21 protein-coding genes and 1 pseudogene are annotated in these 26231 nt (G+C 66.7%); 10 read left to right on the top strand and 12 right to left on the bottom strand.

Translation table 11 applies throughout. The features are described from left to right. Window positions 1-446: 446 nt before the first annotated feature. Window positions 447-1496 carry a glycosyltransferase family 2 protein gene (locus WS75_RS06500; protein ID WP_059679677.1) on the bottom strand — a complete coding sequence of 350 codons (1050 nt, stop codon included), beginning with the start codon at window positions 1494-1496 and terminating at the stop codon, window positions 447-449. A 426-nt stretch (window positions 1497-1922) separates the two neighbouring features. Between WS75_RS06500 and WS75_RS06495 the strand changes: the two genes are divergently transcribed. Further along, entirely contained in the window at window positions 1923-3212 is a 1290-nt protein-coding gene (locus WS75_RS06495; RefSeq protein ID WP_059679676.1) for a right-handed parallel beta-helix repeat-containing protein, read from the top strand. A 114-nt stretch (window positions 3213-3326) separates the two neighbouring features. Here WS75_RS06495 and WS75_RS06490 read toward each other — a convergent pair whose 3' ends face one another. Both WS75_RS06490 and WS75_RS06485 read right to left on the bottom strand, forming a co-directional pair. Continuing rightward, window positions 3327-4901 (bottom strand): mannose-1-phosphate guanylyltransferase/mannose-6-phosphate isomerase, encoded by a 1575-nt coding sequence (locus tag WS75_RS06490; protein WP_059679675.1) that lies wholly within the window; start codon window positions 4899-4901, stop codon window positions 3327-3329. Further along, a complete protein-coding gene (locus tag WS75_RS06485; protein ID WP_059679753.1) occupies window positions 4898-5482 on the bottom strand; it encodes a drug:proton antiporter in 585 nt (194 codons plus the stop codon). The genes WS75_RS06490 and WS75_RS06485 overlap by 4 nt, the downstream gene beginning before the upstream one ends. Window positions 5483-6767: 1285 nt before the next feature. Here WS75_RS06485 and WS75_RS06480 point away from each other — a divergent pair. Beyond that, on the top strand, window positions 6768-8159 hold the full coding sequence (locus tag WS75_RS06480) for a sigma-54 dependent transcriptional regulator (protein ID WP_059679674.1): 1392 nt from the start codon (window positions 6768-6770) through the stop codon (window positions 8157-8159). A 45-nt stretch (window positions 8160-8204) separates the two neighbouring features. Here WS75_RS06480 and WS75_RS06475 read toward each other — a convergent pair whose 3' ends face one another. The 6 genes from WS75_RS06475 to WS75_RS06450 all read right to left on the bottom strand — a co-directional run bounded on the left by WS75_RS06475 (window position 8205) and on the right by WS75_RS06450 (window position 15091). Next, window positions 8205-10679 carry a glycoside hydrolase family 2 protein gene (locus WS75_RS06475; protein ID WP_059679673.1) on the bottom strand — a complete coding sequence of 825 codons (2475 nt, stop codon included), beginning with the start codon at window positions 10677-10679 and terminating at the stop codon, window positions 8205-8207. Then, window positions 10676-11731 carry a DUF1839 family protein gene (locus WS75_RS06470; RefSeq protein ID WP_059679672.1) on the bottom strand — a complete coding sequence of 352 codons (1056 nt, stop codon included), beginning with the start codon at window positions 11729-11731 and terminating at the stop codon, window positions 10676-10678. Before WS75_RS06470 ends, WS75_RS06475 begins: the two co-directional genes overlap by 4 nt. After that, window positions 11728-12699 (bottom strand): amino acid--[acyl-carrier-protein] ligase, encoded by a 972-nt coding sequence (locus WS75_RS06465; RefSeq protein WP_059679671.1) that lies wholly within the window; start codon window positions 12697-12699, stop codon window positions 11728-11730. The genes WS75_RS06470 and WS75_RS06465 overlap by 4 nt, the downstream gene beginning before the upstream one ends. Beyond that, window positions 12696-13892: an acyl-CoA dehydrogenase family protein gene (locus WS75_RS06460; protein WP_059679670.1), complete on the bottom strand. Its 1197-nt coding sequence runs from the start codon at window positions 13890-13892 to the stop codon at window positions 12696-12698. Before WS75_RS06460 ends, WS75_RS06465 begins: the two co-directional genes overlap by 4 nt. Continuing rightward, on the bottom strand, window positions 13889-14140 hold the full coding sequence (locus WS75_RS06455) for an acyl carrier protein (RefSeq protein WP_059679669.1): 252 nt from the start codon (window positions 14138-14140) through the stop codon (window positions 13889-13891). The genes WS75_RS06460 and WS75_RS06455 overlap by 4 nt, the downstream gene beginning before the upstream one ends. 168 nt (window positions 14141-14308) lie before the next feature. Continuing rightward, complete coding sequence (locus tag WS75_RS06450) at window positions 14309-15091, bottom strand: Crp/Fnr family transcriptional regulator (RefSeq protein ID WP_179948881.1); 783 nt, start codon at window positions 15089-15091, stop codon at window positions 14309-14311. 918 nt (window positions 15092-16009) lie between these two features. On the opposite strand from WS75_RS06450, the gene WS75_RS06445 reads away from it, so the two are divergent. Next, window positions 16010-16792, top strand: a complete 783-nt coding sequence (locus WS75_RS06445) for a Crp/Fnr family transcriptional regulator (protein ID WP_059679668.1) — start codon at window positions 16010-16012, stop codon at window positions 16790-16792. 11 nt (window positions 16793-16803) lie between these two features. Further along, a complete protein-coding gene (locus WS75_RS06440; protein ID WP_059679751.1) occupies window positions 16804-18216 on the top strand; it encodes an undecaprenyl-phosphate glucose phosphotransferase in 1413 nt (470 codons plus the stop codon). Window positions 18217-18298: 82 nt separating this feature from the next. Here the strand turns inward: WS75_RS06440 and WS75_RS34050 are convergent, their stop codons facing one another. Continuing rightward, a complete protein-coding gene (locus WS75_RS34050; protein ID WP_179948878.1) occupies window positions 18299-18469 on the bottom strand; it encodes a hypothetical protein in 171 nt (56 codons plus the stop codon). A gap of 343 nt (window positions 18470-18812) precedes the next feature. Here WS75_RS34050 and WS75_RS06430 point away from each other — a divergent pair, with 343 nt between their 5' ends. After that, on the top strand, window positions 18813-19205 hold the full coding sequence (locus tag WS75_RS06430) for a TraR/DksA family transcriptional regulator (RefSeq protein ID WP_059679750.1): 393 nt from the start codon (window positions 18813-18815) through the stop codon (window positions 19203-19205). 176 nt (window positions 19206-19381) lie between these two features. Then, window positions 19382-19759, top strand: a pseudogene (locus WS75_RS06425) (DNA polymerase/3'-5' exonuclease PolX); the annotation flags it as partial. A 38-nt stretch (window positions 19760-19797) separates the two neighbouring features. Here the strand turns inward: WS75_RS06425 and ald are convergent. Next, window positions 19798-20913 (bottom strand): alanine dehydrogenase, encoded by a 1116-nt coding sequence (gene ald, locus WS75_RS06420; protein WP_059679749.1) that lies wholly within the window; start codon window positions 20911-20913, stop codon window positions 19798-19800. Window positions 20914-21234: 321 nt separating this feature from the next. Here ald and WS75_RS06415 point away from each other — a divergent pair, with 321 nt between their 5' ends. Next, a complete protein-coding gene (locus WS75_RS06415; RefSeq protein ID WP_059679665.1) occupies window positions 21235-21648 on the top strand; it encodes a DUF3995 domain-containing protein in 414 nt (137 codons plus the stop codon). A gap of 239 nt (window positions 21649-21887) precedes the next feature. Here WS75_RS06415 and WS75_RS06410 read toward each other — a convergent pair whose 3' ends face one another. Continuing rightward, complete coding sequence (locus WS75_RS06410) at window positions 21888-22247, bottom strand: hypothetical protein (protein ID WP_059679664.1); 360 nt, start codon at window positions 22245-22247, stop codon at window positions 21888-21890. Between the two features lie 6 nt (window positions 22248-22253). Between WS75_RS06410 and WS75_RS06405 the strand changes: the two genes are divergently transcribed. Genes WS75_RS06405 through WS75_RS06395 form a run of 3 tightly spaced genes read left to right on the top strand, consistent with a single transcriptional unit; the run spans window position 22254 to window position 26199 of the window. Next, a complete protein-coding gene (locus tag WS75_RS06405; protein WP_059679663.1) occupies window positions 22254-22991 on the top strand; it encodes a gluconate 2-dehydrogenase subunit 3 family protein in 738 nt (245 codons plus the stop codon). Beyond that, a complete protein-coding gene (locus tag WS75_RS06400) occupies window positions 22991-24769 on the top strand; it encodes a GMC family oxidoreductase (protein ID WP_059679662.1) in 1779 nt (592 codons plus the stop codon). The genes WS75_RS06405 and WS75_RS06400 overlap by 1 nt, the downstream gene beginning before the upstream one ends. After that, window positions 24766-26199, top strand: a complete 1434-nt coding sequence (locus WS75_RS06395; RefSeq protein ID WP_059679661.1) for a cytochrome c — start codon at window positions 24766-24768, stop codon at window positions 26197-26199. Before WS75_RS06400 ends, WS75_RS06395 begins: the two co-directional genes overlap by 4 nt. Window positions 26200-26231 lie beyond the last annotated feature (32 nt).

Raw genomic sequence — 26231 nt, 5'->3', positions numbered from 1 at the left:
CGATCCGATCGCACATTCATCGCCCATCGTGACGATGAGCAACCTGAAAATCGTGCGGTCTCGGTGTCGAGTTCGTTAAACTATGCATTCCTGATTGATAAATGAATGGCAGTCTTGGCCATTGGATCCTGCTGTCGCGGTCGCGTGTGTGAGCTGGCGAGGCGGCCCGGTGATTTCAGGCAATGCAATGTCGGGTAGACGTTGCCGGAGAGCGCCGAACACGAGCAGCACGACGAATTCATACCGCGTTCTACGTGGCGGCTAGATTCCTCTGAACATCGGATGCCGGCGTTCGACTACGACGACTGGAGACGAGAACACGGCGAAATCCGGTCAGTGCGCGTGAATCTACTGGTCTGGATCATTGTGCAGCGCATGCGCGACCCACTGGGTGCGATGGCTTACCGAAGGCGCGATTCGGTGCCGGAAGCGCGGGTACCACGCTGCTATCGAGCGTCGGCGGGATGACCGGATGACCGGCGCACGCGTGCGAGCGGGTTGGAGATGTAGTGAATCGCGCGGTTGCTGAGCGTTGTTGACGGCAGCAGGCACGCGAGTGACAGCCCGGCGACTGCCACCTTCTTGGCAGGACCCCAGAACGGATTGCGGAGCACGGTTTGCCAGTAGCGCCCGGATTCGCACAGGAACCACCGCCAGCGTCGCACGAGCGGCGCGTGATACAGCGTGCTGGCAAAGCGGGCCTTTTCGATCGCGAAGTCGAGCGGCGCGATTGGTAATGCCTCGTGCAGCCGCGTGCCGGCGATCATGCGCAGCGTCGACCACCGGCGTTCAGCCTTCAGCGCGCCCGTCGCGGCGTCTTCCGAATTGGTGAGGGCAAGGGCTGGCGTGTCGTCGGCCGGGCGCGTATCCGACTGCTGATGCACGCGATAGCCGCCGAGCGTTGCATCGATCATGTGCACGTTGCCGAGCAACGCGATACCGTAGATCGCGTAGAAGTCGGCGCCATGCAGGTTGTCCGGGGTGACGGGCACCGGAAAGATGCGCTTGAGCGCATCGACCCGATATGCATTGCCCGATGCTGGCGGCGACGGGTACAGCCAGCCCGCGCGCAGCAGGCGGCCACAATCGGTGTCGACGGCTGACTGCGGCACGCTCGCCCCGGTCATCGCACCGTCACGAGCGATCACGTCGAGCCGGAAATGCACCTTCACGAAGTCGCCGGACGCGAACGCTGCCAGCACGCGGGTCGCGGCGTCGTTATAGAGCAGGTCGTCCGCGTCGAGCAGAATGACGTAGCGCGTCGTGACGTGCTCGAGCGCGCGGTTGTATGCGGCGACCTGACCGCGATTTTCCTGAAACACCGCCGTCACGCGCTCGCCGTACGAGCGAATGATGTCGCACGAATCGTCGGTGGAACCGTCGTCTACAACCAGCACGCGTACATCGTGCGCGGTCTGTGCGAGCGCCGAATCGATCGCGTCGCGCAGGTACGCGCCATGATTGTAGTTGCAGATTGCGATGGTCAGGTCGGTCATGAACGGGGCTGGACGAGCGAAGGGCGGGCGATCCGTGTGCAGCGCGCGTGGTGCGCCGCCGGGCGCACGGCACGTCGGGACCACGACGCCGGATCGCGTGCGGCCGGTGCCTTGGGATGATGCCGTAGCACGGTCGCGTCGCGTGATGGCCATGATACGCGTCGCCGATCGGCAGTTGGTTCGCGAGCCTACCGTTCCGCGATTCGCTTCAGGGGAAGCGCGATGGGCAACGGCACGCGAGATCGCGCCGCGCAAGCGGGGGGCATTGGTCTGTTGACGTACCGAAACCCGACTGTTTCGAATGATCTAATCGAACGTATCGCGTCGCCCGCTTTGGCGGTATCACGGGCAGGCAACCCGGCCGGCATGCCGTGTTCGGTTGCGCCAGCCGACGCGCACGAAGTCATTCGAGGGAGCAGATTCGATATGCGTAGATCGCAAAGCCCGTTCCTCGCATGCGCGGCGATCGTCGGCATGTGCATGGCAGGCGGGCCGGCGTGGCCGGGGAGTGCCGTGGCAGCAGTCGTCACGCCCGCACCGGGTGCGCTTCATGCGAACGTACCGGATGCGTACGTTCGTCCCGCCGCGGACGCGGGGGATCAGGCCGACACGCTGCAACGTGCGCTGGACGCGTTGCAGCCTGGCCAGCGGCTGATATTCGCGCCGGGGCGGTACGTGATCGGCCGTTCGCTGGTCGTGTGGCAGCCGAATGTGGTGGTGTCGGGCTACGGCGCGACGCTGATCGCGACAACCCCCGACGATCAGACGATCGAGATGCGCGGCGACGGTACGACACTCGTCGGCTTCCGGCTCGCGGGAACCGGCACGACGCGGCTCACGACACCCGCGTCGACGAAGGTCGAGGTAACGGGGCGCGGCGTGCAGGTGCTCGACAACGTGGTCGACGGCGGCGCCGGAGCCGGCATCTTCGTGTTCGGCGGCGCGGACGTCGCGATCGTCGGCAACGAGGTGCTGTCGACGCTGGCGGACGGCATTCACATGACGCACGGCTCGCACAACGTGCTCGTGCAAGGCAACGTCGTTCGCGGCACCGGCGACGACATGATCGCCGTGGTGAGTTACCAGGCGGAAGGCGTGCTGACGCGCAACGTGCTGATTACCGGCAACTCGCTGGAGGGCAATCCGTGGGGCCGGGGCATCACGGTGGTCGGCGGTGCGAACGTCACCATCTCGAACAACATCGTGCGCAACGTCCAGGTGAGCTCGGGGATTCTCGTCGCGCAGGAAGACAGCAACCGCACCGCCGGCTCGTCCGACATTCGCATCGAGCGCAACTCGATCGCGGATATCCAGACCGCGACGGGTCGGCCCGATTCGCGCCCGATTACACAGCAGGCGGCGATCGAGGTCAGCACCTGGTCGGGTTCGGTGTCGCGCGTCACCGTGATCGGCAACCGCGTATCGCATGCGCGATTCGACGGCATTCGTCTGTGGGGAAACGTGTCTGGCATACGTATTGCGGACAACCAACTGTCGGAGATCGGCGGAATGGCGGTCCGGATCGACCCTGCGCACGATTGCGCGGCCGGCCGGCCGGCGACGGCATCGGGAGGGCGAGCGAAGGGCGCGCCGTGTTCAGCCGTGCTTCAGTCACCGTCGGCCGCCGGTGACGCGGTCGGCGCGGATACGTCGTTGTTGCCGCGCGTGCGGGAGTCAGTCAGGCAGGCGCGCTGGTCGCAAGGCGGAATCGACTGACGGTGCGTCGCGTGGGCCGCCGGTTTGCGGCGACACGCGGTGAACGGACCGCCGCCGCTCGTCCGCGCGGCGGCGCCCGTCATCGTCGCGCGCGCCGCCGCGATCCGCATCCGCCTATCGGATCACGTCGCGTTCCGCGACTTCCTCGTCCGGTTCGCGCGAGGCGAGCGACGCGCGCTGCGGCACGGTCTCGACAACCGGCCGCCCATACTGATCGTCGAACCGCACGATATCGTCTTCGCCGAGATAGTCGCCCGACTGCACCTCGATGATCTCGAGCGGAATCCGGCCGGGATTCTCGAGACGGTGAACCTCGCCGACGGCGATGTAGGTCGATTCGTTCTCGCTGAGCAGAAAGGTTTCGTCGCCGCGCGTGACTTTCGCGGTTCCGCGCACGACGATCCAGTGCTCGGCACGGTGATAGTGCATCTGCAGCGACAGCCGCTTGCCGGGCTCGACGACGATCCGCTTCACCTGGAACCGCTCGCCGAGATCGATCGAATCGTAGTGTCCCCACGGCCGCTGCACCTTGCGGTGTTCGCTTGCCTGCGGGCGCTGTTCGGTCTTCAGGCGCGCGACGATGTTCTTCACGCGCTGCACGTCGTGCTTGTTCGCAACCAGCACCGCATCGGGCGTCTCGATCACGACGACGTCCTTCATCCCGATGCACGCGATCAGCCGGCCTTCCGAGCGCACGAGACTGTCCTGCGTATCCTCTAATACGATCGGGCCGCGCGCGACGTTGCCCTGATCGTCCTTCGGCATGATTTCCCAGATCGCATCCCAGGTACCGACGTCCGACCAGCCCGCGGAAAGCGGGACCACGATGCCTTCGATGCCGAGCTCGGGGCTCTGCGCGAGGCGTTCCATGACCGCATAGTCGATCGAGTCGGACGGACAGGCGTCGAAAGCCGCCGCGTCGATTCGGAAGAACGGGTCCTCGGCGGTGCCCGCGCGCCATGCCGCGTCGCAGGCCGCGTGGATGTCGGGTGCGAGCGCGCGGATCGCCTTCAGCCAGATCGATGCGCGCGTGATGAAAATCCCGCTGTTCCACCAATAATCGCCCGAATGCAGGTAGCGTTCTGCGAGTGCGGCGTTGGGTTTCTCGACGAACCGCCCGATTGCATAGCCGCCTTGTCCGCCGAGGCGACCGGCGCGCGGTTCGCCGACCTGGATGTACCCGTAGCCGGTTTCCGCGCGGCGCGGCAGCACGCCGAGGGTGACGATCGCGCCTTCCTGTGCGTAGCGCGCCGCGCGTCCGATGGTTTCCTGGAATGCGGCGACGTCGCCGATCACGTGATCGGCCGGCATGACCACGAGGATGGGGTCGTGCGCAAGCGCGCTGGCGTCGAGCGCCGCGAGCGTCAGCGCAGGTGCCGTATTGCGCGCGGCCGGTTCGAGCAGGATACGGGGAGGCGCCGCGCGCCCGAGCACCTGAGCGGCGCTCATGATGCGATGCTGTTCGCCGCATACCAACAGCAGCGTGTCGCCGAGTGCCGCGCTCGCGATGCCGTTCAGGCGGCGCGCGGTCGACGACAGCGGCGATTCGTTCGAGGTCAGCTCGATCAACTGTTTCGGATACTGCTCTCGCGACAGCGGCCAGAGGCGCGTGCCCGAACCGCCGGCGAGAATGACGGGCAAGATGCAGGGCAGCTCCGGTTCGGGAACCTGGCGAAGGATGGCGCTCATCGATTGACTCCGGTATCGGCGGACAGCCGGTTGTGTGCGCAGCCGTCGACGCGCGCGTCCTCGTCTCGCGATCGCGGCGCGGCGAGGGTCCGCGACAGGAGCTGACGCAGCGCGCCGGCGGCGCGGCCTGCCGGCCGGACGAGACCGACGAACGGCGCGCCCTGTTCGAGATAGGGGCCGTAGGCCTTGCGGAATCCGAAACGCTTGTAGAAAGCCTGGCGCTGTGCGGGCACGTGCGTGCGCACGGACACGTCGGGCCAGGCGGCTTGCGCGGCCGTGAGCGCGCGCTGCATCAGTTGCTCGAGGGTGCGGTCGTCGCGACATGCCTCGCTCGTCAGTACCTTGTCGATCACGACGTCCGGATCGGCGTCGTCGCCGGGGAGCACGCGGGCGTAGGCGACGACTTCCGTCGTGTCGCCCCGGTGCATGCACGCGAACACGTGCAGCGCGTGCGCATCCTTGCCGTCGATGTCGAGATGCGTGTGCGCGTCCTCGACGACCAGCACCGCGTTTCGCGAGCGCAGGATCGCGTAAAGATCGATGGCGCTCAGATGTTCGAATTCACAACAATGCCATTCCATGATGCCGTCCTCGTGTGAAGCCTTCAGCACGTCGGGCTGCACGAACGCGTTCGTTGTGTGCGGGCCGACGATATTCATGATGCGGATGCGGCGCGCGGCGGTCTGTTCGAAAGCGTACTCACGCTCCCGTTACTGGCCGATGCCGCGAAACGGGCCGCGTGCCGCGAACGGGGCAGTGTGCGGTAGCACACGGTGGACGTATGGCGGCTTTCCCATAATTGACGCGTCGTGACGGCCCGCTGCGAAATGCGCAACGAGGTCGTCCGTATCGAACGAGATCGAAGGACGGGGGGCCGCACTTGAAGATTGCGATCGTTCACGGCGGGCAGGTCGCGCATCGCGATCGGCTGTCGTTCGCACACCACCGTCTACCCCATCGCCGATTTCCTCGCGGCGCGCGCGTCCTTCATGTGGCCGCGATCATTTCGTCCCGCCGGCCAACACGCGCATACTTGCCATTTCTCGTGCCCGACGCTTTGGCGCTGCGCGCGGGCTTTCCCCAGCGCGGAGCCTGTCGCATCGCCATGCCGGCAGCGACCGGAGATGACGCGATAGGCATTGACGTCATGCTGCATCGCGACAGGAGACGGACGATCCGGCCGGCCGCTTCGTTACGATGTTGTAACGGGCACGCCCGGTTCACCCGCGTTCGATGTGTCACGCTGGCGTCGCGCTGGACGCGCGATTACCGACGCACGAAACATGTTGCCCCGACTTTTTGTGCGATTCAGGCGAGAATCGCGGGCAATGGGAGGCACTGATCTTGCGGAAAAGTGGGATTTGCCACTGATTGACAGGAATGGTCGTAGATAATCAAATCTGAGTCGCTAAATGCGCGCCGCGCCGGCGGAGCGGCAGCGTAATGGCCTGAATTGTTATTTATCTTTTGGTAACAAGGCCATCTCGATACGGGGTGTAAATTCAGGAGCAGATGAAGTGAGGCCACCATTCCGAAAGCGGGTTGGCGGCTATCCGGTTCAGCATCGGGCGCGACTGTCGTGTACGACGCGACGCAAATGCGGACGGAATTTCCGTTTGCCGACGTGCTCCGCCTGACGGCGCGTCGCGTGAAAGCCGGAACGCCTCGGCTCCCGTGGCCGTGCGTTCCCTTCGAGTTCGATGACAACGAGGCCGGATGACATCCGGCTCGACCTCCGGGGGCCCTCGCCGTGTGCAGTTTCGATCTTCGCCAAAACTGCGGAAACGCAGTGCGGACAGGCGGCCATGTGCCGCCGACCGCAGCGCACGCGAACGATTCGCGGAGTGGAGAAAGTGACGGTTCATTATGAATATGCCAATAGCGCGCGATAAAAGCGCAGGCGGGGGGAGGACTACCGGGCAGCGTCCTCTGATTTACTGGACCCAGTCGCCGTCCGTCATGCTGCGCAAGGAGCTTGCTCGGCGCGACTGGAAAGTGACGGTCGTTGCGCACGCAAATGAATTGCGCGACACCACCGGCCAAATCACCTGCGGCATCCTCGACCTGAGCGGCGGCCACGCCGACGCGATCGGCAGCATCGCGTCGACCTGCGCGTCGATGCGCGATGTCGTATGGGTCGCGCTCGTCGAAACCGGCCAGACTGCCTCGCCGAACGTGCGCGCACTGTTGCGCGACTATTGCTTCGACTACATCACGTTACCCGCGTCGCACCAGAGAATTGCCGATACGGTCGGCCATGCGTACGGGATGGAATGCCTGTTCGCGCGCGATCGCGAAGCGCTCGAATCGCGGGAGCACGGCATCGTCGGCACCTGTAGCGCGATGCTGCGGCTGTTCGATACCGTTCGGCGCTTCGCGCGCACCGACGCACCGGTGTTCGTGTTCGGCGAAACGGGAACCGGCAAGGAGCTCACGGCTGCCGCAATCCATCGTCATTCGGAACGGCGAAACGGCCCGTTCGTCGCGGTCAACTGCGGTGCGATCCCGCCCCACCTGCTGCAATCGGAACTGTTCGGCTACGAGCGCGGCGCGTTTACCGGCGCGAACGCACGCAGGATCGGCTACGTCGAGGCCGCGAACGGCGGCACGCTGCTGCTCGACGAAATCGGCGACCTGCCGCACGAGAGCCAGGCGAGCCTGCTGCGCTTCCTGCAGGAGGGCGCGATTCATCGCCTCGGCGGCAGCGATCCGGTGCCGGTCGACGTGCGGATCGTCTCCGCGACCCACGTCGACCTGCGCGAAGCGATGGAAGAAGGGCGTTTCCGCGCGGACTTGTTCCACCGTCTTTGCGTGATGCGCATCGATCAGCCGCCGCTGCGTGCGCGCGGCAAGGACATCGAGCTGCTCGCGCATCACATGCTGGAACGCTTTCGCGGCGACGCGCGCCATCGCGTGCGCGGCTTCTCGACGGATGCGATCACGGCGCTCTACAAGCACGACTGGCCGGGCAATGTCCGCGAACTGATCAACCGCGTGCGGCGAGCGGTCGTGATGACGGAAGGGCGCCTGATCACCGCGCAGGATCTCGAGCTCGAATACTGTCTCGATGCGGCGTCGCCGTCCGTTGCCGACATCCGCAAGTCGATCGAACGTGAAGCGATCGAATCCGCGCTGCTGCGCACGCGCGGACGCGTCGCCGCTTCCGCGCGCGAGCTCGGTGTGTCGCGTGCAACACTCTATCGCTGGATGGAAGCGTACGGAATCGAGCGGCCGCGCGGCACGGGATCGTCGGACTGACGTGTGCGGCGCGGCCGTGCGACCGTGTGTGCGGTCCCGGTCGTGTCAGTCGGCCAACGCGGCGCGCACGGTTCGTGCGGCGTTGACCGCGCGGATCTCGACGGTCGGTGGCGCGCCAGCGGCTGGATGGTCGCCGGCGTTATCCTGCGGCACGAGCGCGACGCGTGCCGGCGTGCCGGGCGCGAGATCGAACCAGTCGTCGCGCGGCACGAAGCCCGGTGCGTCGATCTGCACGTGACGCGCGACGTGGCGCGTATCGATGTCGACGTGCCACGTGTCGCCGGTGCGCGACACGCATGCCTCGATGCCGGGTTCGCGGCGGGCGAACACGGCCGGGTGCGTGCGGGACGGGAAGTAGAAGGCCTGCGACAGCAGCGTGCCGTCTTCGGCGCGCAGCGTCGCGACGACGGTATCGTGCTCGCACGGGCCGAAGCGATACGCGTAGGTCCAGTCGAAGAAGCGGCCGAGCAATTCGGCCGAATCGAGCCGCACTGTGCCGTGCGCGGCGATCCGCAGCGGCCCGCCGGCCCGCGCGACCGGCGTGCGGCCGTCGCGCAGCGCGACCAGCTCGACGGCTGCCGACAGCGGCGCCGGCCGCTCGTTGATCACGTGCACGTCGAGCCCGTTCAGCCCTTCGTCGACGAGCAGGATCTGCACCGGTTGAAGTACCTGGCGCAGCGCATACCATGCCGATTTCGGCCGATGCGTCGCATCGAGCATGCCCCATCCGGCGCCGGCCATCACGTCCTGGAACTGCCAGACGAGCGCGCCCGCGCAGCGTGAGCCGGTGCGCCGCCATTCCGAGAACGTGTCGCGCATCAGGTCCGCGATCACCGCGCGCGACAGCTCGAAGTAACGCGACGGGTCCTCGCGCCGCAGGCGGTCGGGTGCCACGTCGTACAACGTCTGCAGATAGTGATCGCGAATGTCGTCGAAATCCCACGACGTGCCGGGATCGCGCGGCACGGCCGCTTTCCAGCGCGGCTCGTGAACACCCGGCCAGCCGAGGCTTGCGAGCATCGCATCGCACGGCACGTTCGCGAACGCGAGGCATTCGCTTGCGAAGCGCACGTCGGCGCGACGCGCGTCGTCGAGCGGGCGAAGGTACGCGCCGACGCCATAGTAGTGCGACACGCGTTCGCGCGGCATGAACGGCAGCACGCCGCCGTCGGGCGAGTCGGGGACGTAAAGCGTGTCGGGCCGTCGCGCCGCCACATGGCTGGCGAGGCGCTCGGCGGTCAGTTCGAGGAAGCGCTGTTTCGGCCCGAGCCCCGACATCGCGGCCTGCTGCGCGATCTCGCTGCCGCCGCACAGCACCGCGAGCGATGGCGATGCGCGGTGGCGCGTGAGGAACTGTTCGACTTCGCGATCGACGGCGTCCGCGAACGCGCGATCGTCGAGCGCGTAGTCGAAGTTCGCGAACATGAAGTCCTGCCAGACCAGCAGGCCGAGCCGGTCGCACCACGCGTGGAATGCGTCGGCCTCGTACGCCATCGTTCCGCCGACGCGAATCATGTTGAAGCCTGCGTCGCGCGCGTGTCCGAGCAGCCGGCCATAGGTTGCGTCGTCCGCGTGCAGTGCGAGCGGCGCAGCGCTGCTCCAGCAGGCACCGCGCGCGAACACGCGCACACCGTTCACGCGCACGCCGAACCCTTTGCCGTCGTCGCCCGCGTCCTGCTCTATCGTGCGAAAACCTGTCGCGCCGAGCGGCCGTCGGTCGGCGCCGATGTGTAATGCGACGTCATAGAGCACCGGTTCGCCGTGCGTGTGCGGCCACCAGCGGCGCACGTTCGGCACCGCAACGGTTGCCTGCAGGCGGTTGACGCCGCTGCGCTCGAGCGTCGCGAGATGCTCGCCGCACGACAGCCGCGCCGTGAACGCGTCGGGCAGCGGTCCGGCGAACGCGAGTTCCGCATCGAGCCAGCCGGTGTCGCCATCGATGCGCGCATGCAGGTCGCAATGAACGAGAACGGGGCCGTGCGCCGGATCGAGCACGTCGACGGGCCGCCACGGTCCGGTCGGCACGCAGCGCGGAAACCAGCCGGGCATGTGCCCGAGCAGCGACGTGCGCACGGTGCGCAGCGTCGCCGGCTCGGCCAGTCGCGTGCGCCAGCGTGCACGGCGCGGTGCGCGCACGTCGCGCAGGTGCGGCGCGAGGGCGCGGAAGCAGACGATCAGCCGGTGCGTGCCGTCGAGCGACACGGGCACGTCGTGCGCGACGAACATGCTGTCCGAGCGCAGGATCGGCGTGTCGTCGAGCCAGGCTTCGGCGAGTGTCGCGAGGCCGTGAAAGCGCAACACGCGCGGCCCGTGTCCATGCAGTTCGACGCGATACCAGTGGTCGCGCTCGTCCAGCGACGCCGTGTCGTCGGGCCGTCCGGCCAGCGCGAGCGCTTGCGCGACCGTGCCGGGGACGGGGGCGGGGACCCAGCCGTCGGCGGGAAGATCGCGTGGCCCGCGCGCGGCGCCCGCGGCCGTGGCGCGCATCGACCACGCGAGCGCGGCGGGGGCGCGCTTCACCGCATCGACAGCACGGGGGCCGCGTCGCGACGAACGGGTGCCCCGTGCTGAAGCGGCGGGGTGATCTGCCGCGCGCAGTCGATCAGGTCGGCGTAAGCCGCTTCGATCGCTTCGAGCGTCGCGTCGCCGCGCTCCTCCTTGCCGCGCGCGCAGGCCCGCGCCAGCCGGAACTCAAGCACCATCGCCTCGGACGCGATGCGGTCGCAGGCGATGCGAATCTCGGCGAATGGTCCGATGCAGCCACTTGCCTGCAGCCAGCGCGCGTAGTGGCCGAACAGTTCGAAGTTCGCGCCGAGTTGCCGCACCGAATTGAACGAGTACGCGTGGAACCGTTCGAGCGGCGAGTCGGCGAGTGATTTCGCATCGATCTGCAACTGGCGCCGGAACATCGTGACCGGATTGACGACCGGCAGGCGGCGCAGATGGCGCTGCAGCGACGCGAGCGAGGCTTCGCACAGTGCGCGCTCGTCGAGCGGCGCGAAACGCCGCTTCGCGCACTCGACGTACGGCGGCAGCGGCATCGGCGAACTGCCGCCGACGAGGCCGTCGTAGTCGATATCCTCGGCCACGTAATAGCCGCTGTTGTGAAAGTAGCCGATCTGGCGGCGCGTGCGATCGATCGCGTCGATACCGATCGTCGTCTTCGTATGCTGCGTGCGGTAGCTGCTGCCGCGCGTGTCCGGCAGGAACCACGCGTCGACTTCGACGATCATCAGGTGACCGCGCGCGACCTGCGTCTCGATGTGCTGGTCGAGCGGCTCGTAGATGGAGTGTTCCTGCACGACGATTCCGTAAAGCCGCTCCAGTTCGTCGTGCGGAAACTTGAAGAACGTGAACTGGTCGCCCTCGAAATCGAGTGCGATCGTAAACGGCAGTGCCGCGTACGGATTGAGGCCCCACCACCGGAGCACCTCGAGCCACATGTCGACGTAGCAGTTGGTCTGCTTCCAGACCATCTCCTGACTGTGCAGCGGGTGCGGCCGGTAGTGGCGTGCGCGGTGGCGCACGTCCTCGAACGACGCATCCTCGCCGGCGCGGGACACGAATTTCATCGCGTACCCCACAGCACGTCGCGAACGTCGGCCGGCCATGCGTCGATGTCGAAACCATGATGACGGAACAGCGCGAGCGTCAGCCGCTCGAGGCCGAAGCCGACGCAGCCCGTGTGCGCGACGTCGCCCGTGGCGGTGCGGATGTCCCACAGCAACCCGAAGTGATCCATGTGGTAGTTGAAGCTCAGGCACGCGGTCTGGCGATCGTCGTGCTCGATCGGGATCAGAAGCTCGAACTTCAGGTTCTGCTCGCGCTGGCTGTTCGCGACGATCTTGCCGCCGCGCCCGAAGAACGGATCGTTCGCGAGATCGATCGCGTTCGGCAGGCGCAGCGCCTCGATCATCCGCGTGCCGCGCTCCATCCACGTCGCGCGGAACGCGACGATCTGCTCGGGCGTGCCGATCCGCACGTATTCACGCATCCGGAACAGCTGCATGCGGGTCGGGTCGAGCGACGGCTCATGGCGGAAGCAATACGAAAACACGTCGACGATGCGGCCGTCGTCAGGCAGCGCACCCGCACGCGCGACGACCGGATAGACCGGGTAGCAGGCGGCCGGCGTCATCACGACGTAAGTCGGCTTCTGGCTTTCGGTCCAGTCCTCGCCGCGGTCGAGGCACTGCAGCACGCGCTGGTGACGCTGTTCGTCGCCGCAGAACGCGTGCACGCTGCCCGCGAGTTGCGGGAAGCTCTTCATGTATTCGCTGCGCTCGAATTCGGTGCGGCTCATCGCGGGCGGGAAGCGCAGCACTTCGGCCTGCTGGTCGTCGCCGAGGCGCGTGACGAAGGCGTCGAGCGCTTCGACGACGCGCTCGAACCGTTCGCTGCGGCCGAACAGGCCCTGGATGCCGGTCGACACGAGCAGGCCCGCGTCGATCAGCTCGTCGCGCAGGGGGTTGACGCCCGCGCGGTCGAGCGGCGCGTCGGACGGGATGGCGGCGGAGGGCACGGACAGGCGGTCGTTCACGAATGGATCTCCAGCGTCGCGGGACGCAATGCGAGCAGCAAGCTCGCGGTATTGGCGGCAATGCGGTCGTTGCTGATCATCAGCGGCGCCGCGTGCAGGTCGCGCAGATGGCGGCCGATGCTGAACGGCGTGCCGTGCTTGTAGCCGGCCATCCCGCAGATCATCATTGCCTGCTGGGCGACTTCCAGCGCGGTCGACGACACATAGGTCTTCAGCGTGTTGATCTCGGCAGCCCAGGCCATGCCGGCCGACCACGAGCGGGGCGACGCGCTGGCATAGAGGCGCAGTACGTTGTCGACGCGTGCCTGCATTGCCTGCATCAGCGCAAGCGATTCGGTGATGCGCCGCGATGCGGGCGACGGCGCGCCGTCAGTCTGGCGCGCCTGCGCGCGAAAGAACTGATGCGCGCGATGGAACGCATCGCCGGCCACGCCGATCCACACCGCCGCCCACAGGATGTGCGAAACCGGCACCATCGTCTGTTCGGCGATCTGCGCGAACGGTACGGGCAGGCATTGCTCGGTCGCGCCGTGTGCGTCGAGCACGAAGCCGTTGCTGCACGTTCCGCGCATGCCGAGCGTGTCCCATTCGCCGCGGCGCGTGAGCGTATAGCCGTCGCGCAGCAGGGTGACGAGCACCTGCTCGGACGCAGGCGCGTCGGCGTCGCGCCGCGCGGTCGCGAGGATACCGTCCGCATAGTCGCCGTACGAGATCGTCGGCGCGGATTTGTGCAGCCGGATTTCGCCGCCGTTGGTCTCGAGCGCGCACTGGCTCGCGCGCAGGTTGCCGCCGACGCCGTCTTCCGACGTCGCCGACGCGAGTAGCCACTGATGGCGCACGAGCTGCTGCAGGAACAACTTGTGCCAGCCCTGGTCGGCAGCGTGATTGACGATGCAAGCGACCTGGATCTGGTGCATCGCGAACACCATCGCCGACGATGCGCAGGCCTCGCCGAGGATCGAGCATGCCGATGCGATGTCGGCCAGCGACGCGCCGGCACCGCCAAGCCGGGTCGGGACCATTGCGCTCAGCAGGCGGCGCGCGCGCATGGCCTCGATCGCTTCGACGGGGCAGCGCGCGTCGCGATCAACCGCATCCGCATGCTGGGCGGCGATTTGCGCGACCGCGCGCGCGGCCTCGTCGAGCCGGCGTGCATCATCGTCGGCCGCGAGTTCGGGAAGCAGCGCGCTCATGCGGAATGCTCGGAGCGTTGCAGCGTCGCGACCGTGTCCGCGAGCGCGTCGATGCTGCGGAACAGATTGCGGTTCAGCATCTCGTCGGGAATCTCGATGTTGAACTGCTTCTCGATCGCGAGCATAAGCTGGATCGTGTCGAGCGACGAGAGTCCCGCTTCGTAGAGGTCGTCCCCGTCACCGATCGAATCGATTGCGGCTTCGAGGTGGGCAACGTGCTTGAGGATGGTTCTGATTTCGTTTTTCACGTGCTGCTCCGGCGTGTGTGATGTCGTCCGCACGGGCGGACGCGCGCAGCGCGCTGACATCCCCCCGGCAGTCCGGCATCAGTAGACCATTCGCAAGCACGCCGTTCTGTACGCCACCCTACAATCGGCTGACTCGGATCGCACGCGTGCGCCGAAACGCCGTGCGCATCACGCGCGTGCCGCGGCGGTCACGCTCGAGTCGGCCGACAGGATGCGCTTCATTTCGTCACGCACGATCGCGCGGCAGCCGCACGACATTTTCTCGAGGCCCGCAAGATCGGCAAGCTCGATCGAGCTCCGGAACTGTCGAATCAGGCCAAGTTTCTGAATCTCGCCGGCTGCGTCCGTGACCGTCTCGCGCCGCACGCCGAGCATCTGCGCGAGCATGCTGTGGGTGACCTGGATCTCGATGCTGCGCGACCGGTCGTAGGCAAGCAGGAACCATCTGCATAACTGATGTTTGAGCACGTGATGACGGCTGCAGAACGTGATCTGCGATACCTGGGCCATCAGCAGCCGCACGCAGACAAACACCAGATGGCGAATCACCGGCGACGCATCGAAAGCGGCGGCGAAGATGCGTCGGTCCAGCCGGTAGACGAAGCCGTCGCGGCATGCGACGGCACGGCACGGCATCCGGCCGCTGCCGCCGATCACGTCGTCGCATACGACGCTTTCGCTGCCGATCTCGGCAACTTCCAGCGTCATGCCGCCGGATGACACGTATTGCAGCGAAATCGCCGTCGTGACGGGCAGGTAAACCGCGGTGAGCATTTCGCCGGGCTCGCACAGCACCTGGCCCGATTTCAGGTGAACGAGCTGAAGATTGGCAATCAGCGTGGCGCGTTCCTCGCGGTCGAGGGCCGCGAGAAACCGGTTGGCGTCAAAGCTGTGGGAGAGCTCGATCATGCCGTTCGCGTGGGCGACGGCGTCATTGGCCTGTTGGGTCACGGCGCATCCTCGTAGGGGGGGGCGGTCACACGTCGCGATGCGGCATCCCCGGGGATTTAGCACGCGCGTGCGGATTTGTATTCGTCGAAATTCGAATGACGATGGCGGGAAAAGGCTAGCACGCAATTGGATTTGATAAATTGCGCACTACGTCATTTCACAAAGTTTGACGTTTTCGGATAAATGAAAATGTTGTGTGGATTTGAAGATCGTGTTTTCGCGAGTTAATCGCATTGATATGGATCGACGGATAGGTCAAGAATTCGACGTCGATCTGGAATCAATGGAGAAGCGACGCGGGCCATGCATGTAAAAAATTCAGGATGCATCGAACATTATTTGACAATCGAGATTGTAGTTATTAATTGATCAATTGAATCATGGCATTACAGTGGTTGTGTGCGCTAGATCACACAGTCGGAAATTAATATGCCGCTTCATATTTGAGACAGTTTCAAACGATCATTCGAGGTGCCGTGGGCCGCCCGGGCGCCGTGCGAGACATCACGGAAACAATTGAAAAGGGCTCGTAAGTATTTGAACGACAAGCTTCGCGCGCCGCTGCAGGCGCCGCCGCGCGCTCGGTGGTCATTGATCAGTCGAATCGCCTGCTGTGTCCGCTGCGGCAGGGGGTGTCCGAAAATGAGACGCTTTTTTGCGGTTTTCAGTTGGTTATAAGAGGCGCTGAATCGCGGGTCATTTATATATTAAGGATGAAGCGGGTATTGGCACGTAAATCGCTTATTGAGATGGGCGCATCGAAACGGGACGCCCGATTCGATCCGGCGGCGTGAAGCCGAAGGTCGATTGGGTGGAGGGTTGTGGGCCGCAACCCGGGTCGCCGCCAGGACGCGCATCACGATAACGAGTTCCGCTGAAGCGGCTGCATGCGGCGCGGACGACAAATGGGATACAGACATGCTTCATCTTCACTCGAGCTACTCGGCGAATGCCATCCTCGATGCCCTCCCGGAGGACAGCATCCGTGCCATCGCACCGCACCTCGAACTGGTCAGGATCAAGGCCGGCATGCTTGACCGTGTCGGGGAACCGATGCGCCACCTGCATTTCCCGACGACCGCCATGATGTCGGTTCAGCACCTGATGGAAGACGGAGCGATGGTCGAAGTCGCCGTGGTCGGCCGCGAAGGCGTGGTTGGCCTGGCGACGCTCGTCGGCGGCACATCGGTATCGAACCGCGTCGAAGTCCGTATCGGCGGGATGGCCTACCGCGTGCCGGCCTGCGTGATGCGCGCGGAATTCGAACGTTCGCCGGCGACGTATCGGCTGTTGCTGAACTACTGCCAGGCGACGATGGCGCAGATTTCGCGCAGCGCGTTGTGCAACCGCCATCACTCGGTCAGCGAGCAGTTGAGTCGCTGGCTGCTGCTCGCGCATGACCGGATCGACGGCGACGAACTGGCCGTCACGCAGCAGACGATCGCGAACATGCTCGGCGTGCGTCGCGAAGGTGTGACGGAAGCAGCCGGCAACCTGCAGGAAGCCGGGCTGATTCGTCAGCGTCGCGGCCGCATCACGGTGCTCGATCGCGACAGCCTCGAGCGCCAGGCGTGCGAGTGCTACGAGCTGATTCGTGCGGACTATCGCCGGCTGCTCGGCACGCGCGACGGCGCGCGATCGATGCCGGTGCGATCGCGCAGGCACGATGTGCACGGCGGATTCCCTGCGCACGGTGCGTGACGATGCATGCGATGGCGGGTGGAACGAACACGATACGGCGCGCCGCGATCGCCGCGGCCGATGCCGCGCTCGTGCTGACAGGCGGGCTCACCGCGCAGGCGGTGATGGGACTCGCATGGCGCGATCTGTCGGACGCACAGCGCGGCGCGATTGCATTGCTGTGCGCGTTGACGGTCGCGCTGTTGCCGCGCAGTGTGCGCTTGTCGCGCGGCGCGGCATCGTCGCATGACAGCGGATCCGTGCTGACGCGCACGATGATCGCCGTCGTGTGCGTGGGCATGCTGACGGTGGCCGGCACGATGTGGATCATGAACCGCGGCGGCACGGTCACGACGCGCTGGATTGCGCGGACGGTGCTGTCCAGCGACGCGGTACTGCTGCTCGGCAGGCTGGCACTGTGCGCGCTGGCGATCGAGCGGGGCGATCCGCGCGCGCGGCAGCGGCGGGTCGCGATCGTCGGCGCGACCGCTTACGGACGAGTGGCGATCGAGCGCATGCAGCGCGAGCCTGCGGGCCCGTTCGCGGCGGCCTGCGTATTCGACGACGATGCGCCGCCCTCGGCAGCCGCAGACGGAATCGGCGGCGTGCCGGTGATCGGCGACTGGGTCGCGCTGCGGCGCATGATCCGCGGCGGCGAGATCGACGAAGTGTGGCTCACGCTGCCGATGTCGCACGAGTCGCGCATTCAGCGCATCGTGCGCGAATTGCGCGACGAGTTCGTCGAGTTGCGACTGTTGCCGGACGTGCGGCAGATGGCGGTCGTCGAGCGATCCGCGACCGATGTGCTCGGCATGCCGGCGATCAACCTCGCGACCACGCCGCGTTCCGCGCCGGAACTGTGGGCGAAGTTCGCGTTCGACCGGATGTTCGCGGTCGCGGTGCTGATCCCGTTGCTGCCGCTGCTTGCGGTGCTGGCGATCGCCGTGAAGGTGTCGTCACCGGGGCCCGTCTTGTTCAGGCAGCGCCGCAAGGGTGCCGACGGCCGCGAGTTTCACATCCTCAAGTTCAGGACGATGCGCGTGCATCGGGCACAGCCCGGTGTCGTGCGGCAGGCATCGCGCAACGACGCGCGCATCACGCCTGTCGGCGCGTTCCTGCGGCGCACGTCGCTCGACGAGCTGCCCCAGTTCTTCAACGTGTTGTTCGGCCAGATGTCGGTGGTCGGCCCGCGTCCGCATGCGATCGAACACGACGACTTCTACCGGCAACTGGTCGACTGCTACATGTATCGATATCGCGTACGGCCGGGGATCACGGGATGGGCGCAGGTGAACGGCTATCGCGGCGAGACGCGCAAGGTCGAGGCGATGGCCGCGCGTGTGAAGTTCGACCTGTTCTACATGCAGAACTGGAGCTTCTGGTTCGACATGAAGATCATCCTGATGACGGTCGTTCGCGGCTTCGTCGGGCGCAACGCATTCTGATGAACAGGATTACGAAGTATCATGCGCGGTGCTTTCGTCGTCGATGCGATGGTCCCCGCAACGGCGCACCTGAAACTGCGCGTCAACCGTCCGACGGCCGCTGAGCGGCCGGTGACGCGGCGGGCGTGACGGCGGGGCTGGCGGCGGGCGCGGCTTGCGCGCTCGACGGCTGGATGGCGTGCTGGATCGTCGGCACGACCATCGTCGGGAACAGGGCCGCAAGGGCCACCCAGATGACGACGCCGAACAACATGACGTTCTCCCGGAAAGCCGCGGATTCACCGCGCATGCCTTCAATCTATGTCGCAACTTTTTACAGGGGATTGATCGACCTCAACGGCGGCTGCGTCAGACGAATGCGGGCGTGCGGGATTATCGCGTCGGTCCCCGGTTTTTCGCGCGCATGGTGCGGGCGCTGACGACGGTCAACACATGCGTGTGCATTGGGTTTATGCTGCGTCGAATGCGTCCGGCGCTTCGTGTGGCCGGGCGCGCATCCGGGCGCGGCGAGCCGGGCGTTCCGGCCCGCCGCGTACCGGCGCGACAACCGCGCGCCGCATGCGCTTTGCGCGGAACCCGGAAAAGGAGAGACGGCGATGGCGCTCGATCAAGAACAACGGCGGACGCTGCAGCGGCGGCTGACCGAGAGCGAGCAGGCGTTGCGGGCGAACATCCGCACGAGCGAGGACCAGCGCGCGTCGGAGTCCTATGCAGAGCTCGCCGGCGCGGCACCCGACGAGGGCGACGAGGCGAACGCCGATCTGTTCGTCGACATGGATCACGCGCTGATCGGGATGAAGCTGGCCGAGTTGCGTGCGATCGGGCGCGCGCAGCAGCGCATGCGCGACGGCAGCTACGGCGAATGCATCGATTGCGATGCGCCGGTCGGCTACGAGCGGCTGCTCGCGCGCCCGACTGCCGAGCGTTGCACGCATTGCCAGTCCCTGTACGAGCGGCGCTACGCGACGACACCGCGCGCATCGCTCTGATGCTCGGATGTATCGGCGCAGGAGCCGCGCAGGCCGCATCGCTCGCGCGACATGACACGGGCAATCGGTGCAGGATGACCAACGCGCGCCCGCCGTCGTCGACAGGCGGCGCCGGGCGGGCAGAGGCCGGTGCACCAGCGCACGGCGCCGTTCACGTGGAGGGCGCCACGCCGACCATGCCGATCCACAATGCCGAGTGTGCGTCCGTCTTCGCCGAAATCGCCGATATGCTCGCGATCCAGGGCGCCAACCCATTCAGGGCGCGCGCCTATCGCAACGCGGCACGGACGATTGCCGATTGCGGACGCGACATTCCGGCGATGCTCGCGAACGGCGGCGATCTCGGCCGGATTCCATCGATCGGTGCCGATCTCGCGGTGAAGCTGCCCGAGATCACCTCGACCGGCACCTGCGAACTGCAGCAAACGCTGCGCCATGCGCTGCCGGGCGCGATCGTCGAACTGCTCAACGTGCCGGGGCTCGGCGCGAAACGAGTCAAGACGCTGCATGACGCACTGCACGTCGAGTCGCTCGAACAGCTGCGCGTCGACGCGCTGCCGCCCGAAGGGCGGCGTGATGCCGCGCGCCGAAGTTAGGCCAGCACGTCTTCCGCCGGTACGTACGGCAGGCCGAGCGCCATCGCGACGGCCTCGTGGGTGATGCGGCCGTCGCACACGTTCAGGCCCGCGCGCAGATGCGGATCGTCGGCCATCGCGCGTTTCCAGCCCTTGTCGGCGAGCGCGAGCGCATGGCCGAGCGTCGCGTTGTTCAACGCGAACGTCGAAGTGCGCGCGACCGCGCCGGGCATGTTCGCGACGCAGTAGTGCACGACGCCGTCGACGACGAAGGTCGGCTGCGCATGTGTCGTTGCATGCGATGTCTCGAAGCAGCCGCCCTGGTCGATCGCGACGTCGACGACGACGGCACCCGTGCGCATCGTCGCGATCATGTCGCGCGTGACGAGCCGCGGCGCCGACGCGCCCGGCACGAGCACCGCGCCGATCACGACGTCGGCGTCGCGCACGGCTTCGTCGATCGTGTGCGCGTTCGAGCAGACGGTCGTGATCCGGTTCGCGAAGACCAGGTCGAGCTGGCGCAGCCGGCCCACGTTCGTGTCGAGCACGGTGACGCGTGCGCCGAGGCCGACCGCCATCTGCAGCGCACCGGTGCCCACCACGCCTGCGCCGAGCACCACGACGTGCGCGGCCGGCACGCCGGGCACGCCGGCCATCAGCACGCCGCGGCCGCCGCGCGGGCTTTCGAGGTGCGTCGCCGCGACCTGGATCGACATGCGTCCCGCGACCTCGCTCATCGGCGCGAGCAGCGGCAGCCCGCCGCCGGGGCCCGTCACGGTCTCGTACGCGATGCACACCGCGCCGGACTTCACCAGCGCGGCCGCCTGCCGGGGATCGGGCGCGAGATGCAGATACGTATAAAGAATCTGTCCGCGCCGCAGCATCGCGCACTCGGCCGCCTGCGGCTCCTTGACCTTGATGATCATGTCGGCGCGCGCGAAGACGTCGCGCGCGTCGTCGCACAATGTCGCGCCGGCGGCCGTGTAGTCGTCGTCGAGCAGGCCGATCGCGGTGCCCGCGCCGCGCTGCACGAGCACGCCGTGGCCATGACGCGTGAGTTCGCGTGTGCCGGCCGGCGTGAGGCCGACGCGGTACTCGTGATTCTTGATCTCCTTCGGCACACCGATCAGCATGAGTCGCCTCCATGGGTAGTCGTCATTGTTGTCGTGCCCGAGCGCGCCGGCGAACGGCACGTGTGCGGCGGCTGCGCATGCACGGTTCGAGTGCCGTACTGGAATAAAAGGGTAGTGGTGCCCGGAGGGAAGTCAAGCGGCGGCCGGTGCGACGGTGCGCGCACTGCATCGCAGCACGCGGCATGGCGTATTGCGACCGGACGTCGCAATGCATGTGGCACGTGGTTTGGGTATCGTTTCGTGTTGCGCGGAACGGAGCCGCGTGCTGCCGGAGCCGTTCCGGCTGGATCACGACACGATGAGACAAGGAACCTTACCGAGATGAGCGGCGCGTATTTCAGCGTGCCGACGCTTTGTGCGATCGCAATCGTTCACGTCTACTGGGCGTTCGGCGGACGGCTCGGCAAGCGTGCGGCCATTCCGGAACAGGACGGGGTACCGCTTCTGCGGCCGACCATGCTCGGCACGCTCGCCGTCGCGACGGCGTTGCTGGCCGGCGCATGCGCGGTGGCGTCGCGCGCCGGCTGGCTGTGGCCGAACCTGTATCCCGGCGCGATCGCACTCGCGATCGTTGCGCTCGCATTGATCTTCGCGGTGCGCGCGGTCGGCGATTTCCGCTACGTCGGCTTCTTCAAGCGGGTTCGCGGGTCGCGTTTCGCGCGGATGGACAGCCTGTGTTACTCGCCGCTGTGCATGGCGCTCTCGTTGTCGATCGCGTCGATGCTGTGGTCGTGATACGCGTCGCGCCTGGCGCGGCAGCCAGCTTGAAGCGCGCGAAGCCCTGACGCTCGTCGCGGCGTCCCGTTGGAAAGCGCCGAGTAGGCGAAGCCCACGCGCGCATCGCGCCACCTTGGTGAGCGTCGACGCGACCCGCGCCCTGGCTCTTGCGCATTCCGAAAAAACGATTTCCTCATTGTTGCGGTTTTCGATGTAATGAATTGCATCGAACCCTTTGGCAATGGAACCGGTTCCATTTATAATTCGCGGCGTTTGTCGTCGGGCCCGGAATGAGGGTCGTGCACGATGCGCTTGCCGTCGGCCAGCGCGGCGTCTAAGTTGAATAGGGCCATGGCGATGAAGGGCGGATGCGGGCGGTAAGCCGGTATCGGCCCGATGATCAGACCCGCGAAGAGGTCGAACCCGCAGCGCGCCGAAACTGGCGCGCTGCGCGGCAGCATGACGGCGCCACCGCGCAGCGCGTGGCGTGCGCCCGCATCGAGGTTGTTCGCAACGCCGCAAGAACAGGACGGCCGGCCGCGTGCGGCATGGCTGCCGTGCCGGGCATTCCGCATGCGGAATGCGCGCCCCGAACCACGTTCCACAACGATCACCATCCGACCATGTCCACGCCACCCGACAAACCCAATTCGCGTCGTCGCTTCCTGCGCACGTCGGTCGCGCTCGTGCCGATCGCGTCGGTCGCCGGTTGCGACCTGCGCTCGTCGTCGTCCTCGACCACGGCCGGCAATGCCTCCACCGCGTCGGTCGGCGCCGAACGCGCGCCGTACAAGCCGACCTTCTTCGATGCGAAGGAGTGGGCGTTCGTCCAGGCCGCCGTCGACCGGTTGATCCCGGCCGACGCCGAAGGCCCCGGCGCGCTCGAATCCGGTGTGCCCGAATTCATCGACCGCCAGATGGAAACCCCGTACGCACACGGCGCGACGTGGTACATGCAGGGGCCGTTCCAGCAGGGCGTGCCCGAGCTCGGCTACCAGCTCAAGCTCGTGCCACGCGACATCTACCGGCTCGGCATCGCGGCGGTCAACCGCTATTGCGAAAAGGCCCATGGCAAGGTGTTCGCCGATCTCGACGCGCCGACTCGCGACACCGTGCTCGGCGCACTCGAAAAAGGCGACGCGCAGATCGACGACGTGCCGTCCGCCGTGTTCTTCGGCCAGTTGCTGCAGAACACGCGCGAAGGCTATTTCTGCGATCCGGTGCACGGCGGCAATCACGACATGGCCGCGTGGAAGATGATCGGTTTTCCCGGCGCGCGCGCCGACTTCATGGATTTCGTCAACCAGAACGGCAAGCCGTACCCGTACGGCCCCGTCTCGATCAACGGGGAGCGCAGCTGATGGCCGCAGATAAAAAGCCGCATGTCGATGCGGTGATCGTCGGCTTCGGCTGGACCGGCGCGATTCTCGCGAAGGAACTGACCGAAGCGGGCCTGAACGTCGTCGCGCTCGAGCGCGGCGAGTATCGCGACACCTACCCGGACGGCGCGTATCCGAACACGATCGACGAGCTGACCTACAACATCCGCAAGAAGCTGTTCCTCGACCTGTCGAAGACGACCGTGTCGATCCGCCACGGCGTGCAGGACACCGCGCTGCCGTACCGGCAGCTCGCCGCGTTCCTCCCGGGCGAGGGCGTCGGCGGCGCGGGGCTGCACTGGTCGGGCGTGCATTTCCGGATCACGCCGGAAGAGCTGCGCCTGCGCAGCCACTACGAAGAGCGCTACGGCAAGAAGTTCATCCCGGAAGGGATGACGATCCAGGACACGGGCGTGACCTACGACGAGCTCGAGCCGCATTTCGACTTCGCCGAGAAGGTGTTCGGCACGTCGGGGCAGGCGTACAAGGTCGGCGGCAAGGTGGTCGGCGACGGCAACGTGTTCGAAGCGAACCGCAGCGACAACTTCCCGCTGCCCGCGCAGCTCAACACCTATTCGGCGCAGCGCTTCTTCGATGCGGCCAAGTCGCTCGGCCTGCATCCGTACCGGCTGCCGTCGGCGAATACGTCGGGCCCATACACGAACCCGTACGGCGTGCAGATGGGCCCGTGCAACTTCTGCGGCTACTGCAGCGGCTACGCGTGCTACATGTACTCGAAGGCGTCGCCGAACCTGAACATCCTGCCGGCGCTGAAGCAGGCGCCGAACTTCGAGCTGCGCTCGAAGTGCCACGTGTTGCGCGTGGACCTCGACGACACGAAGAAGCGTGCGACGGGTGTCACCTACGTCGACCCGGCCGGCCGTGAAGTGCACCAGCCGGCCGATCTCGTGATCGTCGCGGCGTTCCAGTATCACAACGTGCACCTGCTGCTGCTGTCGGGTATCGGCAAGCCGTACGACCCGATCTCGGGCGAAGGCGTGGTGGGCCGCAATTTCGCGTACCAGAACCTGTCGACGATCAAGGCGTTCTTCGACAAGGACACCTTCACGAACCCGTTCATCGGCGCGGGCGGCAACGGCGTCGCGGTGGACGACTTCAACGCGGACAACTTCGACCATGGCCCGCTCGGCTTCGTCGGCGGTTCGCCGCTGTGGGTGAACCAGGCCGGCGTGAAGCCGATCAGCGGCATTGCGACGCCGCCGGGCACGCCGCAATGGGGCGCCGCGTGGAAGAAGGCCGTGAAGGACAACTATGCGCACACGATCTCGATGGATGCGCACGGCACGAACATGTCGTACCGCGATGTCTACCTCGACCTCGATCCGACCTATCGCGATTCGTACGGCCAGCCGCTCTTGCGGATGACCTTCGACTGGAAGGACAACGACATCAAGATGGCGCAGTACGTGACCGGGCAGATGAAGAAGATCGCGGAGGCGATGGGGCCGAAGGCGATCGGTGTGTCGACGCGCGAGTTCGGCAAGCACTTCGATTCGCGCGCATACCAGACGACGCACCTGGTCGGCGGCGCGATCATGGGCACCGATCCGAAGACGAGCGTGCTGAACCGCTACCTGCAATGCTGGGACGTGCACAACGTGTTCGTGATGGGCGCGTCGGCGCTGCCGCAAGGCATCGGCTACAACCCGACCGGGATCGTCGCGGCGCTGGCCTACTGGTCGGCACGTGCGATCCGCGAGCAATACCTGAAAAATCCTGCTCCGCTGGTGACCGCATGATGAGGACAGTGAACCACCACAACGCCGCGCGCCGAATTTTCCCGCTGCGGCGCGCACTGGCGATCGGCACGGCATGGGCGGCGTTCGGTCTCGCGGGCGGGGCGGCCTTCGCGCAACCGGCGGGGCCGGCTGCGGCTTCGGGCCCGACGGCGGCACCGGCGGCATTGGCGGCCCAATCGGTCGACGCGAACCTCGTCAAGCGCGGCGAATATCTTGCCCGCGCGGGCGACTGCATCGCATGCCACACCGCGAGCGGCGGCCAGCCGTTCGCGGGCGGGTTGAAGTTCGACACGCCGATCGGCGCGATCTATTCGACCAACATCACGCCGGACCGGAAGACGGGCCTCGGCGGCTGGACGCTCGACGACTTCACTCGCGCGGTGCGCGAGGGCGTCCGCAAGAACGGCGACACGATGTATCCGGCGATGCCGTACCCGTCCTACGCGCGCCTGAGCGACGACGACGTGAAGGCGCTGTACGCGTACTTCATGCACGGCGTCACGCCGGTCGAACGCGAGAACCGCGCGGTCGACATCGTGTGGCCCCTGTCGATGCGCTGGCCGCTGATGTTCTGGCGCAAGATGTTCGCGCCGGCGCCGAAGCCGTTCGACGCGGCGTCGTACACCGATCCGGTGGTCGCGCGCGGCGCGTATCTCGTGCAGGGTCTCGGTCATTGCGGCGCGTGCCACACGCCGCGTGCGGCGACGATGCAGGAGCGCGCGCTGACCGATGCGGGCGGCCTCGACTTCCTGGCCGGCGGCGCGGCGATCGACGGCTGGGTGCCGACGAGCCTGCGCGGCGAGCCGCGCACCGGGCTCGGCACGTGGAGCGAAACCGAGATCGTGCAGTTCCTGAAGACCGGCCGCACGCTGCGCACGGCCGCGTTCGGCGGGATGACGGACGTGGTCGGCCACAGCATGCAGCACTTGAGAGACGACGACCTGACTGCGATCGCGCGCTACCTGAAGACGCTTCCGCCGCGCGTGCAGGGCGAGCAGCCGCACATGTACGACGCGGCCGCGGCGAAGGCGCTGCAGACCGGCGACGCAAGCAAGCCGGGCGCCGCCGTCTATCGCGACAACTGCATGGCGTGCCACCGCAGCGACGGCCACGGCTACACGCGCGTGTTCCCGGCGCTCGCCGGCAACCCGGTCGTGCAGGGCGAGGATCCGACGTCGCTGATCCATGTCGTGCTGGAAGGCAGCGCACTGCAGGGGACGCACACGGCGCCGTCGACCTTCACGATGCCGCCGTTCGGCTGGCGCCTGTCGGACCAGGAAGTCGCGGACGTGTCGAACTTCGTGCGCACGAGCTGGGGCAATACGGGCACGGCGATCACGGCCGCGCAGGTCGCGAAGGTGCGCAAGAGCACGCCGTCGACGCGGCCCGAGCCGCCGCCGGGCGCGCGGTTCCCGCAGGCGTCGCGCTGACGCACGCGGCGGGACGCCTGTCGCCGCCCGAT

Source organism: Burkholderia sp. FL-7-2-10-S1-D7 (assembly GCF_001524185.1).
GTDB lineage: Bacteria > Pseudomonadota > Gammaproteobacteria > Burkholderiales > Burkholderiaceae > Burkholderia > Burkholderia diffusa.
This window is presented reverse-complemented; position numbering and strand designations above follow the sequence as displayed.